Genomic DNA, 13,642 nt, shown 5'->3' with positions numbered 1-13,642 from the left:
CGCGTCCGTTGCGGCCAGGGCCCCTCGTGCGGCCACGACCAGTGGAGAGCGGGTTCTCCCCCAGGACCGTGCAGGAGGGTCGAGCCGCCCCGCGATCCGATGCCCGCTGTGCAGGAACGGCATCGACCGGCAGAATGGATCCGTGACAGCCCGAGATCCCTTCCGCGTGATCTTCGTCTGCACCGGCAACATCTGCCGCTCCCCCATGGCGGAGGTCGTGTTCCGGGACCTCGCGGAGCGGCAGGGCCTCGGCTCCCAGATCGTCTCGCGCAGCGCGGGCACCGGGGACTGGCACCTCGGAGAGCGCGCCGACCACCGCACCATCGACGCCCTCGCCCGCCGTGGCTATGACGGCTCGCTGCACCGCGCCCGCCAGTTCACCGCCGCCTCCTTCGCCGAGAACGACCTCGTGGTGGCCCTGGACCGCACGCACGAGCGCATCCTCCGCGAATGGGCCGGGGACGAGGACGAGGACGGCAAGGTGACCCTCCTCCTCGCCTTCGATCCCGACGCCTCGACGCACGACGTCCCCGACCCGTACTACGCCGGCCCGGAGATGTTCGATTCGGTGCTCGGTATGATCGAGACGGCGACTCGCGGCTTGTTCCGCCAGCTCGAACCCGCCCTGCGCCTGCCCCGCACGCCCCGAACCTTCGGGGCCTCATCAGGAGGACTCCCCTGACTTTCCAGCCTTCACTCCCGCCGCAGCCCCTCAGCCCCCTCGACGGCCGCTATCGCGGTGCCGTCACCGGGCTCGCCGACTTCCTCTCCGAGGCCGGACTCAACCGCGCCAGGGTCGAGGTGGAGGTGGAATGGCTGATCGCCCTCACCGACCGTTCGCTGTTCGAGACGACCCCGCTGTCGGACGACGACAAGGAGCGTCTGCGCGCCCTGTACCGCGACTTCGGGCAGGCCGAGATCGACTGGCTCGCCGAGAAGGAGGCCGTCACGCAGCACGACGTGAAGGCCATCGAGTACCTCGTCCGCGACCGGCTCTCCACGCTGGGCCTCGACCGCATCGCCGAGCTGACGCACTTCGCCTGCACGAGCGAGGACATCAACTCCGCGTCCTACGCCCTCACCGTCAAGCGCGCGGTCGAGGAGGTCTGGCTCCCGGCCCTCGACACCGTGATCGCGAAGCTGCGCGAGCTCGCGGTCGAGCACGCCGACGCCGCCATGCTGTCCCGCACGCACGGGCAGCCCGCCACCCCCTCGACGATGGGCAAGGAACTCGCGGTCTTCGCCTGGCGCCTCGAGCGCGTGCGCAGCCAGATCGCCGGCTCCGAGTACCTCGCGAAGTTCTCCGGCGCGACCGGCACGTGGTCCGCCCATCTCGCGGCCGACCCGGACGCCGACTGGCCGACCATCGCCCGCGAGTACATCGAGGGACTGGGCCTGGGCTTCAACCCGCTCACGACGCAGATCGAGTCGCACGACTGGCAGGTCGAGCTCTACGACCGCGTGCGTCACGCCGGCGGGATCCTGCACAACCTCGCGACGGACATCTGGACCTACATCTCGCTCGGCTACTTCGCGCAGATCCCGGTCGCCGGCGCCACCGGCTCGTCGACCATGCCGCACAAGATCAACCCGATCCGCTTCGAGAACGCCGAGGCCAACCTCGAGATCTCGGGCGCCCTGCTCGCGTCGCTGGGCCAGACGCTGGTCACGAGCCGCCTGCAGCGCGACCTCACCGACTCCACGACGCAGCGCAACATCGGCGTCGCGTTCGGGCACTCGCTGCTCGCTCTCGACAACCTGCGCCGCGGCCTGAACGCGATCTCGCTCTCGCGCGATGTGCTGCTCGCCGACCTCGACGTGAACTGGGAGGTGCTGGCCGAGGCGATCCAGACGGTGATCCGCGCCGAGGTCGTCGCCGGCCGGTCGAGCATCCAGGACCCGTACGCGCTGCTCAAGGAGCTCACCCGCGGGCACCGCGTCGGCGCCGCCGACCTCGCGTCGTTCGTGGAGGGTCTGGAGATCGGGGACGCGGCCAAGCAGCGGCTCCTCGCGCTGACCCCCGCGACCTACACCGGCATCGCGGAGCGCCTCGCCCGCTGAGGAGCTAGGAGCCCGACTCCCCGGAGTGCTCCTCGACCCTGTCCTTCGGCATGAACGACGCCGCCAGGAGGGTGAGAACCGCGGTCACGGCGACCGCGACGAACACCCACACCGACGCGCGGACGATCGTGTCGGGGTCATCGGGTCCCGCACCCTGCGCGATGACCGCGTTCGAGATCGCCCCGAACACCGCCACGCCCACGGCGCTTCCCGCTGACCGTGCGAACGCGTTCATCCCGGTCACCGCGCCCCGCTCCCCCCAGCCGACCGAGGCCTGTGCGGCGATGAGGGTCGGGGCCGCACTCCACCCGAGCCCGAAGCCGAGGAGGAACGCGATGCCGGCGACGACGAACGGGTTCGGCCAGGAGGCGACGGCGGCGAGCGCGACGGCTGCGACGGTCGTGATGCTCATGCCGATGAGCGTGGTGCGACGGAAGCCGATGCGCAGGTACAGCCGTCCGGCGTTCGCGGCGGCGAGCGGCCAGCCGAGGGTCAGAGCGGCCACCGCCAGACCCGACAGCAGCGGAGCGATGCCGATGGACCCCTCGAGGTAGGCAGGGGCGAAGCTGGTCACGCCGAGCATGAGGGCCCCGATGCCGAGCGAGACCACCGTGGTCGTGAGGATGAGCCGACGGGTCACGAGGCGCAGATCGACGATCGGCTCCGCCACCCGGCGCTCGACGAACCCGAAGGCCCCGAGCGCGACCACCCCGATCCCGAAGCAGAGGGCACTCGGCACGGACAGCCACGCCCAGGCGTTCCCGCCCTCCAGCATGCCGAGGATGAGCGCGGTCAACCCGATCGTGAGCAGCACCGCGCCCCCGTAGTCGATGCTGTGCCGCTGGGTCCGCTTCTGCTCCTTGTACGTGCGCAGCAGCATCCATCCGGCGATCAGACACAGGGGCACGTTGATCCAGAAGATCCATCGCCAGGCGTCGAGCTGGGCGAAGATGCCGCCGAGTGCGGGGCCCACCACCGAGGAGATGGCCCAGACGCTGGCGACGTATCCCTGCACCTTCGCGCGCTCGGCGACCGTGTAGATGTCGCCGACGATGGTCATCGACATCGGCGCGACGGCACCGGCACCGATGCCCTGGATGATGCGGAAGACGATCAGCGCCGGCATGCTCCAGGCGAACCCGCAGAGGACGGATCCGAGCAGGAAGAGGGCGATGCCGAGCAGGATGATCGGCTTGCGGCCCACGGTGTCGGCGAACCGCGAGTAGATCGGCACGCTCACGGCCTGTGCCAGCAGATACACGGAGAACAGCCACGGGAACTGCTGGTAGCTGCCGAGGTCGCGCACGATGCTCGGCACCGCGGTCGCCAGGATCGTGGCGTCGATCGCGATGAGGCCGGTGGCGAGCATGAGCGCGCCGAGGATGGGTCCCCGCTCCGACCGGAGTCCGATGGAGGCGCGGTCGACGGAGGCAGTCACTCCAGAGACAAGCGGGACGACCTCACCGATATTCCGCCCGATCTCCGCGTCACGACGAGGCGGGGCGTCCCGGCTCGTCGGTGGGGCCGTCGCTCGCGCCCTCGCCCTCCGCGTCGTACAGCACGGGGCGGTCGACGGTCTTCGTGACGTCGGCGGGATCGACAGCGAGCATGAGCATCGCGAGGATCAGAAGGGTCGCGATGAAGGCGCCGCCGCCCACGACGAGGCTCAGTGCCACCGGGGTGAGACCCTCATAGGTGCCGTTCGCGATGGCGGTGTTCACGCGGAGGGTGAAGGCGCCGGTGGAGACGAGGGTGACCACCATGGCGAACACGCCGCAGCCCAGGGCGATGCCGAGCAGGTGGAGGGGCCGCAGGATGTCCCGTCGGGTGGGCTTGTCGTCGCTCATCGCTCTCCTCCGTGCTCCACAGGAGCCGCATCGTTCTCGGGGGCGGCAGCGACGTCATCGGCGTCCGCGCGCTTCGGGGTGAGGCCGGCGATGCCGAGGAAGACGGCGACGATGGCCGCATACCCGCCGAACATCCCCACGCCGAGGATGATGCCGGACAGCTCGAACGTGCCCGCCTTCTCGATCGTGTACTCCTGGACGAAGCCCGACGGGATCAGCAGCAGGACGACCGCGAGGAGCACGCCCAGCGCCCCGACCGTGATCGCGTCGGTGGCGAGCGCTCCCCCGACGCGGCGGGCGCGGAAGCCGGCGAGCAGCTCGAGGCCGCCGCTGAGCACGCCCCAGGTGATGAGCACGATGAAGAACATGTCGTCCGTGCGCCAGGCCGGCACGCCCCCGGCCATTCCGGCGATCGCGCTCACGACCGCCGGGAGGATCGCCGACCAGCGCGACCCCGACGGGAGGACGAGCCAGGCCGCGAGGATGTGCACCAGGGCGGTGACCAGCGCGAAGCCGCTGAAGACGGCGAGACCGACCGCGGCGGAGTGATCCGAGGAGAAGGTGATCATCAGGGCGGCGACGGCCGCGAACAGCGCGCGCAGCAATTGCACGTGGCGCATGGTGAACGCGCGAGCAGGGGCAGACATAACGGCCAGATCCTCCGGGGTTTCCCCACCAGTCTACGCGGGGCCGCGAGCCGCACGCGCCGGGGGATGCTCGTGAAGCCCGGCGGATCTCCCCAGATCGATTGCCGGGCTTCACGACATACGCAGCAAGGGGGGCATCACTGCGTCGGGCCGCTGCCGCAGGGTCGGGCACCCTCCCCGCGACATCACAGCCCCGTGACCCACTTGCCCACCTGGTCCCCTGAGGTGTGCGCGTGCGGTCGTATGCTCACTCTAGAGGTGTGTTATTCACATACCGGGTGGGGGCTGTGATGGGTTTTGGGGACGACGAGAAGAGGGCCGCGACGCCGGACGCGTTCGCGGCGGCGCTGCGGGATGCGATCAACGCGAGACCGGTGACGCTGTCGTGGTTGCAGCGACAGCTCCGCGACCGGGGCAACCGCGTCTCGATGGCCACGCTGAGCTACTGGCGGTCGGGAGCCCGCCGCCCGGAAGGACCGCAGTCGCTCGCCGCCCTCGCCGACATCGAGGACCTGCTGTGCCTCGAGTCCGGTGCGTTGAGCAGGCTCCTGCGTCCGCACCGCACCGGGCCCCTGGGGCCGCAGGGGTTCCCGCTGGAGCAGGTCGACATGGAGCGGGCGGTCCGCGAGGTCTACGCGGCCCTCGGCGCCACGTACCCGGATCCGTCGCGGGAGCTCACCGTCCACTCCGTCACGGAGGTGGACGCCGACGGCGAGGTGTCCTCCTGCCTCACCCGCAGCATCGTGCAGTCGACGAGCGGCGTGATCACCGCCATCCCCGTCCTCGACCTCACCCCCGGCGTCCCCGGGCCTCCACCGCTCCTCACGGCCGTGGCCGGCGGACGGATCGCCGCGCGCTACTCCCACCCGAACGGCGAGGCGCACGGCGCGCTGATCGAGCTCGATGTCCCGCTCGAGGCTCCGGACACCGCGGTCGTCGAGTGGTCGGTGCAGTACGAGCCCGGTCGCCCCTCGGATCGGGAGACCGGGCATGCTCTGTCCCGCCAGGCTCGCGAGCTCCTGGTGTGGACGCGCTTCCACCCCGATGCCGTGCCGGACTGGTGCGACGAGCTCGTCGAGACCGCTGGAGGCACCGTCGTCACCGCGCTCCCGCGACCTCGCGGCACGTCGGTGCATCAGGTCCGCCGGGCGTTCGGTCCGGGCGCCCTCGGTCTGCGCTGGGGGTACGGCCCTCGCGGCGGCGATCAGCCCGGCTGATCACCCGTCGCGACCGGTCGTCCCGGCGTGTTGGACCACTGGCTCCAGGAGCCGGGGAAGACCTTCGCCGGGATGCCGACCTCCTGCAGCACGAGAGCCGTATGCGCCGCCGTGATGCCGGAGCCGCAGTAGGCCGCGACCGGCGTCTCCGTCGTGATGCCGACCTCCGCGAGCGTCGCCAGGACCGTGTCGCGGTCACGGATGCGCCCGCTCTCGTCGAGGTGCCGCGTGGTGGGGAGGTTCCGGGCCCCGGGGATGTGTCCGGCGATCGGGTCGAGCGGCTCGGTCTCGCCCCGGTAGCGCTCCGGGGCGCGCACGTCGAGCAGGACCCCGGTTTCCGGGAACGCCGCCGCCTCGTCGATCGAGAGGGCGTCCTGCCCGGGATCCGCGAGGACGACGTCACCGGTCTCCGGCACGACGTCGTCGGTCGCCAGGTCGTATCCGGCCGCGGTCCAGGCCCGCAGCCCGCCGTCGAGCACCCGGACCTCGACGCCGGCCTGCCGGAGCAGCCACCACGCCCGAGCCGCCGCGAGTCCCTTGGTGTCGTCGTAGGCCACGACCGTGTCGCCCTGCCGCACGCCCCAGCGCCGTGCCGCCGCCTGCAGGGTCTCCGTCGAGGGGAGCGGATGCCGGCCCTCGGTGGGCGCTCCGGGCGTGGAGAGCTCCTGATCCAACGACGCGAACACGGCGCCGGGGATGTGGCCAGAGCGGTAGTCGCCCGGGCCCGCCTCGGGACGGTCCAGGCGCCAGCGCACGTCGACGACCCGGATCGGGGCGCCGTTCTCGAGGAGGTCGTGGAGTTCTGCCGCGGAGACGAAGTGACTCATGGTGCGAGGCTACCGAGTCCGCGGCGCCACGCGTCGATCGCCGTCACGGACCGACACGGTCCTCGCGGCCCGGGAATAGCCACGCGCCCACGGCGTTTCCCCTCACATGATTGAAACTTCAACGGTCGCCGCGGAGCGCACCCGCGTGCGGGTGCCCCTGCGCTTCGCGGACGGCTTCGCGACGACGGCCGACGTCGTGACCTTCGATGGACTCGTGGACGGGCGCGAGCACCTGCTGCTCGGACTCGGTGACTGGCAGGCGGCGCTCGCCCGCTCTGCCGCCGGCGGCGAAGCTCCCCTCGTCCGCCCGCACAGCGAGTGCCTCACGGGAGACGTGTTCGGCTCCGAGCGCTGCGACTGCGGGCCGCAGCTGCGGGAGGCCGTCGAGCGGATCGCCGCCGAGGGCGGCTTCCTCCTCTACCTCCGGCAGGAAGGCCGCGGCATCGGGCTCTACGCCAAGCTCGACGCGTACGCGCTGCAGGACGCCGGCCTCGACACCTATGAGGCGAACGTGGCCCTCGGACGCGGCGAGGATGAGCGGGACTACACCGTCGCGGCGCAGATGCTGCGCGCGCTGGGCGTGGACCGCATCCGCCTGCTGAGCAACAATCCCGACAAGGCCGCGCAGCTCGACGGGCTCGGCATCCATGTCACCGAGCGGGTGCGCACCGAGGTGCACCTGTCCGAGGCGAACTCGCGCTACCTCCAGGCGAAGCGCGACCACACGGCGCACACGATCGACCTGACCGCGGCGTGACCTCCGAGGAGCACGACATGAACGAGACGCGGCACCCGCGGCGGCTCGACGACGACGAGCTCGCGACGTGGCTCCCGATCATCCGGTTCGTCCAGCTGCTGCCCCAGGTCCTCGACCGGGCGCTGAAGGACGAGGTGGGCCTGAACCACGCCCGCTACGCGATCCTGGTGACCCTCGCCGGGCAGGGGGAGGAGGCCGTCACCATGACCGAGCTCGCGCGCATCGCCGGACTCAGCCGGTCGCGTCTGAGCCACGCCCTGGACTCCCTGGAGGAGCGCGGGTGGGTGGAGCGGACGTCGTGCTCCACGGACAAGCGCACGCTCTCCGCGACGCTGACCCCGGCGGGGCGGGAGATGCTCCGGGCGGCCGCGCCCGTCCACGTGGCCCAGATCCGCGAGCTCATCCTCGACCCGCTGTCCGCGGAGGATCGGCAGCGGCTGCAGGACATCCTGGGCGCGCTGCTTCCCGGCGTCACGGCGGCGCTGTGAGCCGCTTTCTGCTCTGAGCAGAACGTCTCGATCGCCGCACAGACGGCGGCTTATCGTGAGGCATGGCCGACATCGTCCCGTTCCCCCACGCCCCGCATCCCGTCCGTCCGCCGTCGAACGGCCCCGAACCGCTGTGGCGCGACCTGCTCGGGGATCAGCTCCGGCGGCGGCGCCATGACCGCGGCGAGACGCTCAGCGAGACCGCGGAGAAGGCCGGGGTCTCGCCGCAGTACCTCTCCGAGGTCGAGCGCGGCAGGAAGGAACCGTCCAGCGAGATGATCGCCGCGATCGCCGGGGCCCTGGACGCCACCCTCGTGGAGCTCACGAGCGCGGTCGCCGAGGAGCTTCGTCAGGCCACCCCCGCCGCGGCGGTGGTGTCGGCCTCCCGCGGCGCCTTCGCCCTCGCCGCCTGACCCGTTTCCCCTGCACGACCGGAGTCCGGGTGCACGACGGATCCTGGAGATCCGTCGTGCACCCGTCACTTCATCGTGCCTCCGGATCACGGGGACCGAGCACAGTGTCGATGAGGCCGTAGTCGAGGGCGGCGGCGGCGGTGAAGACCCGGTCCCGGTCGGTGTCGGCGCGGAGCTCCGCGAGAGAGCGGCCGGTGTGCCGACCCAGGATCGTCTCCATGTCCGCGCGCACCCGCACGACCTCGTCGGCCGCGAGGATGAGGTCCGGGATGGCTCCGCGCGACTGACCGGCCGGCTGGTGCAGCACGATGCGCGCGTGGGCGAGGGCCGCCCGCTCCCCCGGCGCTCCCGCCGCGACGAGCAGGGCCGCAGGACCGATGGCCTGCCCGACGCACGTCGTCGCGATCCGCGGACGGATGTGCTGCATGGTGTCGTAGATCGCCAGCGCGGCACCGGGATCCCCGCCCTCGCTGTTGATGTAGAACTGGACGCCGGTCTCCGGGCTGTCCGCGTCGAGGTGCAGGAGCTGCGCGATGAGGGCGTTCGCCACCCCCGCGTCGATGCCGGTGCCGAGGTAGATGACCCGCTCGGCGAGCAGATGCGAGTACACGTCCATGACCCGCTCGCCCCGCGGATGCTGGGCGATGACGTTCGGGATCGTGTAGCTGCTCATGCGTCCGCCCCCAGTCCCACCCGCGCACGACGACGCGGCAGGATCTCCGCCGTCGACTGCACGATCTCGTCGATGAACCCGTAGTCCCGCGCCTCGGCGGCGGTGTACCAGCGGTCATGGAGGGAGTCCTCGAAGATCCGCGCGAGGGGCTGACCGGTGTCGTCGGCGATGAGGCCGAGGACGGTGTCGCGCATGTGCCGGAGGTCGTCGGCCTGTGCCTCGATCTCCACCGCCGATCCGCCGATCCCCGCCGAGCCCTGGTGCATGAGGATCCGCGCGTGCGGGAGAGCGCGCCGCTTGCCCTTCGTCCCCGCGGAGAGCAGGAACTGCCCGGCGCTGCAGGCGAGACCGAGGGCGAGGGTGGAGACGTCGTTCGGGATGAGGTGCATGAGGTCGCGGATCGCCAGCATCGACGGCACGGACCCGCCGGGCGAGTGGATCCAGAGGGCGATGTCGGCCGCCGGATCCTCGGCGGAGAGGCCGAGGAGCTGCGTCATCAGGAGGGTGCCGTTGTCGTCGTCGAGGGCGCCGTCGAGGACGAGCACCCGCTCGTGGAACAGGGCGCGCCGGGCCTCGGGGCCGAACTGCGGGAGAGGTTTGTCTTCGCTCATGACCCCAGCCTCCGGCTCCGGCTGCGGCCGCGGAAGCGAATCCGCCCGGAGCAGATCCGCTGTGGGCGGCGGCGTGTGCACCCGCCGGAAAACGCGACGTAACACCGCCGACGCACGACCCGCCTAGCCTCGGGGCATGGCGAAACAGAAAGCACCCGCATGGCAGTCCGAGGACGGCCTGAACTTCCGCACCCGCAAGTGGGTGCGCCCGGAAGACCTCAACGCGAACGGCACGCTGTTCGGCGGAAGCCTGCTGAAGTGGATCGACGAGGAGGCCGCGATCTACGCGATCGTGCAACTCGGCAACTACCGCGTCGTCACCCGGCACATCTCCGCCATCACGTTCGAGGCGTCGGCGGTGCAGGGCGACCTCATCGAGATCGGGCTGCAGGCCACCCGTTTCGGCACCACGTCGCTCACCATGCGGGCCGTCGCGCGCAACATGATCACGCGCAAGCGCATCCTCACCATCGACGAGATCGTGTTCGTCAGCATCGGCGAGGACGGCCTGCCCACCCCGCACGGCTACGACGAGATCACCTACGATCGCGACCGCATGCCCACCGAGCGCATCGCCACCGGCACGATCCCCCTCCCGAAGCGCTGACCCTCATTCGCCGACCCACCCCCTTGAGGTCGACCCACCCCCGAAAGTGCGTCACTTAGGGGGGTGGGTCGCACGGAAGGGGGTGGGTCAACGATCAGCGGTGGGTGACGCGGTGACCGATCCAGAAGCCGATCGCGATCAGGCCGACCAGACCGATCCCGAGGATCCACGGGAGCAGAGAGGGTGCGGCGCCGGCCGTGGCCGTCGCGAGGGTGCCGGAGCCGTCGGCGATGCGCCCGTTGCCCGCCGCGAGGTCGGCGGCACCCGCGTCGAGCTTCGCGCTTCCGGCCGCGAGGGTACCGGACCCCTCGGCGACCGCGTCGGCGCCGGTACGGAGTTCGGTCATCCCGGACCGGAGGTCACCGGCACCCGACTGCAGCGCGCCGACGCCCGTGGCCAGAGTCCCGGCACCCTCGTCGAGCCGGGCCGCGCCGGCGCTGAGCTCCGCGGTGCCGGAGTACAGCGACGATGCTCCGGTCGAGAGGGTCTGCAGCCCGGACGAGAGATCCGCCGCGCCCGCCGCGAGCCGGGAGGTGCCGTCCTGCAGCGTCTGCGCTCCGGCGACGAGGGCGGGAGCGCCCTTCGGGGAGACCAGCGCCACGGTTCCCGGCCAGCCCTTCGAGGTGTCGCCGTTGATGAGCGCACCGACGCCGGCCGTGACACGAGCGGAGCCGTCGGCGGCGCCGATGAGTCCCTGTGCGAGGCCCGGAGCAGCCGCGGCGGGGGCGGCCAGCGCGCCGACCTGCTTCTCGACGCCGGCGGCGAGCCCCGCGAGCTGCTGGAGCTGCACATCGGCAGGGTTCGCCGCGAGGAGACCCTGCAGACCGGCGGCGAGCGTCCGCGCATTGCCGGGAGCACTCGTGGCGACGCCCGTCAGCAGGGCCTTCGTCTCCGGATGGGCGAGTTTCTGCACATCGGCACTCACTCCGGCGCGCAGGGTGGTGCTGAGGGTCGTCGCCCCCTCGAGCACACCGTTCGCGTACCGGTGCGCGCCGTCGACACCGGCGGCGAGAGTGGTCGCGCCGTCGACGAGCTGCCGGGCCCCGGCGTCCGCCGCCGCCATCTTCGCCGCGAGCTCCTGCGATCCGGCGAGCGCCGTCTGGGCTCCGCCGCTCACCCGTCCCGCACCGTCGAGGGCCGTGGCGGCTCCCGCGGCGAGGGTGCCCGCACCCTCCGCGAGCGTGGTGGCGCCCGCGGCGGCGGTCGTCGCGCCGTCACTGAGCTTCGCCGATCCCTGCTGCGCGGTCGCGGTGCCTGCCGCGAGATCCTGCGTGCCCGCGGCCAGCTCGTCGGCCCCCGCGGCGAGGTCGGCAGCTCCGGCGGCGAGGTCCGCGGATCCCCCCTGCGCGGTGGTGGTGCCGTCCGCGAGTTCCGAAGCGCCCGCGGACACCTTGCTCATCGTGGCGAAGAACAACAGCACCATCGCCGCCAGCAGAAGGCTGAGGACGATCACGGCGATGCGCATGCCGAGGCCGTGCGCGTGGGTCTTTTCACTCGTCATTGAGGACTCCCGGGGTCAGTGGCGTCGTTGCCACCCGCGACTGTAGGCCCGCCCTCTCCACCACCCCCCGGTTTTGCCGCTAGGAACCAAGTCCCACCTCAGGCGATACTCAGTTTCTTGTCGTCCTCACACAATCGCCGATCCGGCCCCTTATGTGCGAGCCACCCCCATATGTGACGCATTTTCGGGGGTGGGTCGCACGGAAAGGGGTGGGTCGGCGAGAGTCGCGAAGGCGTTCGCGAGGTCGGCGAGGAGATCGTCGACGTCCTCGAGGCCGATGGACAGGCGCAGGACGTCGGCGGCGGGACGCGCCTCCGCGGGGACCGGGCGGTGCGTGAGCGCGGCGGGGTGCTGGATGAGGGAGTCCACGCCCCCGAGCGACACGGCGTGCGTGAAGAGGCGGGTCGCCCCGGCCACCGCTGCGGCCGCTGCATAGCCGCCGCGCAGCCGCAACGCGATCATCGCCCCCGGCCCGCGGAGCTGCCGTTCCAGGATGCCGCGCGGATCCCCGTCGAGCCCGGGATAGAAGACCTCGGCGACCTCCGGCCGATCGACCAGCCACTGCACGATGCGACGAGCGCTCTCCTGCTGGTGCCGCACGCGGACCGGCAGGGTCGTGAGACCGCGGTGCAGCAGGTACGCGCCGAGCGGGTGCAGGAGCCCCCCGGTCACCGCACGCACGCGACGCAGCGCCTCCGCGGTCGTCTCGTCACAGGCGACGACGCCGGCGATGACATCACCGTGGCCGCCGAGGTATTTGGTGGCGCTGTGCAGCGACATCGCCGCGCCGTGATCGATCGGGTTCTGCAGCACGGGGGTCGCGAACGTGTTGTCGACCACGACCGGCGCGCTCCCCGCCTGCCGCACGACCTCGGCGATGTCCGCGACCTCGAGGGTCGGGTTCGCCGGCGTCTCCACGACGACGAGTCCGGTGTCGGCGCGCAGCGCGGCGGCGACCTCGTCGGGACGGCAGTACGTCGTCTCCACGCCGAGCAGACCGGACCCGAGCAGGTGGTCGGTCCCCCCGTAGAGCGGACGCACCGCGACGACGTGCCGCGCTCCCGTGGCACCCGTGTGCGCGAGGATCACGGCGGTCATGGCCGCCATCCCGGAGCCGAAGGCGACGGCGGCCTCGGCGTGCTCCAGCTCGGCGAGCGCATCCTCGAAGCGCGCGACCGTCGGATTCCAGAGGCGGGCGTAGACCATGCTGCCGTCCTGCGGCGGGCGGCCCCCGGTGGCCATCGCCTCGTACGAGTCACCGCCGCGCTCGACGTCGGGCAGGGGATTGGTCGTGGAGAGGTCGATCGGCAGGGCGTGGACCCCGAGCGCCTCGAGGTCGGCACGGCCGCTGTGGACGGCCACGGTGTCGGGATGCAGCGGTGCGGTCATCCCTCCACGCTGGCCGAATCGCGGGGTTCTCGCTGGTCTTCGACAGAACAACTCATCGAATCCGGGATCCTCGCTATTCTGTGCAACATCCGGCCGTACCGAGGAGGGCACGTTGGCGAAAGCGCAACTCGACGAGATCGACCTGGAGCTGCTCGCCGCCCTGAGCCGCGATGCGGCCGTCACCAACAAGGCTCTGGCCCACCGCTTCGGACTCGCGGAATCCACCTGCGCCCACCGGATCCGCGGCCTGCGCGAGCGCGGAGTCATCCGCGACACGCGCGTCCGCCTCGACGGCTCCGCTCTCGGCTACCCGCTGCAGGCGATCATCAAGGTCCGTCTCGCGCATCACACCGGCCCCAAGGTCACGGCACTCTTCGACGCGCTCGTCGCGATCCCCCGCGTGCTCCAGGTGTTCCACGTCGCCGGGGTGGACGACTTCCTCGTGCACGTGGCCGTCCAGGATGCGACCGCTCTGCGCGACATCGTGCTCGAGCACATCACCGTCCACCCCGTCGTCCGCGGCACCGAGACGCAGCTCGTGTTCGAGCTCCGCGACGGCACGGGTTTCCTCCCCCGCTGAACGAGGGGGCAGGATGGAGGGACG

16 protein-coding genes are annotated in these 13,642 nt (G+C 71.5%); 8 read left to right on the top strand and 8 right to left on the bottom strand.

The genetic code is table 11. The features are described 5' to 3' along the window. Positions 1–142: 142 nt before the first annotated feature. Positions 143–682 carry a low molecular weight protein-tyrosine-phosphatase gene (locus BV453_RS06835; RefSeq protein WP_025102754.1) on the top strand — a complete coding sequence of 180 codons (540 nt, stop codon included), beginning with the start codon at positions 143–145 and terminating at the stop codon, positions 680–682. Next, entirely contained in the window at positions 679–2,061 is a 1,383-nt protein-coding gene (purB, locus tag BV453_RS06830) for an adenylosuccinate lyase (protein ID WP_051582177.1), read from the top strand. Before BV453_RS06835 ends, purB begins: the two co-directional genes overlap by 4 nt. Before the next feature lie 4 nt (positions 2,062–2,065). Here purB and BV453_RS06825 read toward each other — a convergent pair whose 3' ends face one another. Genes BV453_RS06825 through BV453_RS06815 form a run of 3 tightly spaced genes read right to left on the bottom strand, consistent with a single transcriptional unit; the run spans position 2,066 to position 4,555 of the window. Continuing rightward, positions 2,066–3,499 carry an MFS transporter gene (locus tag BV453_RS06825; RefSeq protein WP_249521194.1) on the bottom strand — a complete coding sequence of 478 codons (1,434 nt, stop codon included), beginning with the start codon at positions 3,497–3,499 and terminating at the stop codon, positions 2,066–2,068. 49 nt (positions 3,500–3,548) lie between these two features. Next, entirely contained in the window at positions 3,549–3,908 is a 360-nt protein-coding gene (locus BV453_RS06820) for a hypothetical protein (protein ID WP_126894419.1), read from the bottom strand. Continuing rightward, the gene (locus BV453_RS06815; RefSeq protein ID WP_249521193.1) at positions 3,905–4,555 is read right to left on the bottom strand and encodes an acyl-CoA synthetase; all 651 of its coding nucleotides are present in this window, start codon (positions 4,553–4,555) and stop codon (positions 3,905–3,907) included. Before BV453_RS06815 ends, BV453_RS06820 begins: the two co-directional genes overlap by 4 nt. 290 nt (positions 4,556–4,845) lie before the next feature. Here BV453_RS06815 and BV453_RS06810 point away from each other — a divergent pair, with 290 nt between their 5' ends. Continuing rightward, positions 4,846–5,772: a hypothetical protein gene (locus tag BV453_RS06810; RefSeq protein ID WP_025102759.1), complete on the top strand. Its 927-nt coding sequence runs from the start codon at positions 4,846–4,848 to the stop codon at positions 5,770–5,772. Here BV453_RS06810 and BV453_RS06805 read toward each other — a convergent pair. Next, positions 5,760–6,599, bottom strand: coding sequence for a sulfurtransferase (locus tag BV453_RS06805; RefSeq protein ID WP_025102760.1), 840 nt, complete (start codon positions 6,597–6,599; stop codon positions 5,760–5,762). The genes BV453_RS06810 and BV453_RS06805 overlap by 13 nt on opposite strands. 106 nt (positions 6,600–6,705) lie before the next feature. Between BV453_RS06805 and ribA the strand changes: the two genes are divergently transcribed. The 3 genes from ribA to BV453_RS06790 all read left to right on the top strand — a co-directional run bounded on the left by ribA (position 6,706) and on the right by BV453_RS06790 (position 8,257). After that, positions 6,706–7,356 (top strand): GTP cyclohydrolase II, encoded by a 651-nt coding sequence (gene ribA / locus BV453_RS06800; RefSeq protein WP_025102761.1) that lies wholly within the window; start codon positions 6,706–6,708, stop codon positions 7,354–7,356. Between the two features lie 17 nt (positions 7,357–7,373). Then, positions 7,374–7,844, top strand: a complete 471-nt coding sequence (locus tag BV453_RS06795; protein WP_025102762.1) for a MarR family winged helix-turn-helix transcriptional regulator — start codon at positions 7,374–7,376, stop codon at positions 7,842–7,844. Between the two features lie 62 nt (positions 7,845–7,906). Further along, positions 7,907–8,257, top strand: coding sequence for a helix-turn-helix domain-containing protein (locus tag BV453_RS06790; RefSeq protein ID WP_249521192.1), 351 nt, complete (start codon positions 7,907–7,909; stop codon positions 8,255–8,257). Positions 8,258–8,327: 70 nt separating this feature from the next. Here the strand turns inward: BV453_RS06790 and BV453_RS06785 are convergent, their stop codons facing one another. Together BV453_RS06785 and BV453_RS06780 are read right to left on the bottom strand one after the other, a co-directional pair. Further along, entirely contained in the window at positions 8,328–8,930 is a 603-nt protein-coding gene (locus BV453_RS06785; RefSeq protein WP_025102764.1) for a ClpP family protease, read from the bottom strand. Then, on the bottom strand, positions 8,927–9,541 hold the full coding sequence (locus BV453_RS06780; protein ID WP_025102765.1) for a ClpP family protease: 615 nt from the start codon (positions 9,539–9,541) through the stop codon (positions 8,927–8,929). Before BV453_RS06780 ends, BV453_RS06785 begins: the two co-directional genes overlap by 4 nt. 136 nt (positions 9,542–9,677) lie before the next feature. On the opposite strand from BV453_RS06780, the gene BV453_RS06775 reads away from it, so the two are divergent. Then, a complete protein-coding gene (locus BV453_RS06775) occupies positions 9,678–10,148 on the top strand; it encodes an acyl-CoA thioesterase (RefSeq protein WP_081811533.1) in 471 nt (156 codons plus the stop codon). 94 nt (positions 10,149–10,242) lie between these two features. Here the strand turns inward: BV453_RS06775 and BV453_RS06770 are convergent, their stop codons facing one another. Further along, on the bottom strand, positions 10,243–11,649 hold the full coding sequence (locus BV453_RS06770; protein WP_249521191.1) for a hypothetical protein: 1,407 nt from the start codon (positions 11,647–11,649) through the stop codon (positions 10,243–10,245). 150 nt (positions 11,650–11,799) lie between these two features. Beyond that, the gene (locus BV453_RS06765; protein WP_249521190.1) at positions 11,800–13,038 is read right to left on the bottom strand and encodes a PLP-dependent aspartate aminotransferase family protein; all 1,239 of its coding nucleotides are present in this window, start codon (positions 13,036–13,038) and stop codon (positions 11,800–11,802) included. A 112-nt stretch (positions 13,039–13,150) separates the two neighbouring features. Here BV453_RS06765 and BV453_RS06760 point away from each other — a divergent pair, with 112 nt between their 5' ends. Beyond that, entirely contained in the window at positions 13,151–13,618 is a 468-nt protein-coding gene (locus BV453_RS06760) for an Lrp/AsnC family transcriptional regulator (protein ID WP_249521189.1), read from the top strand. Positions 13,619–13,642: the final 24 nt, after the last annotated feature.

This window comes from Microbacterium sp. ER1 (genome assembly GCF_023383675.1).
In the GTDB taxonomy this organism is placed as follows: Bacteria; Actinomycetota; Actinomycetes; order Actinomycetales; family Microbacteriaceae; genus Microbacterium.
This window is presented reverse-complemented; position numbering and strand designations above follow the sequence as displayed.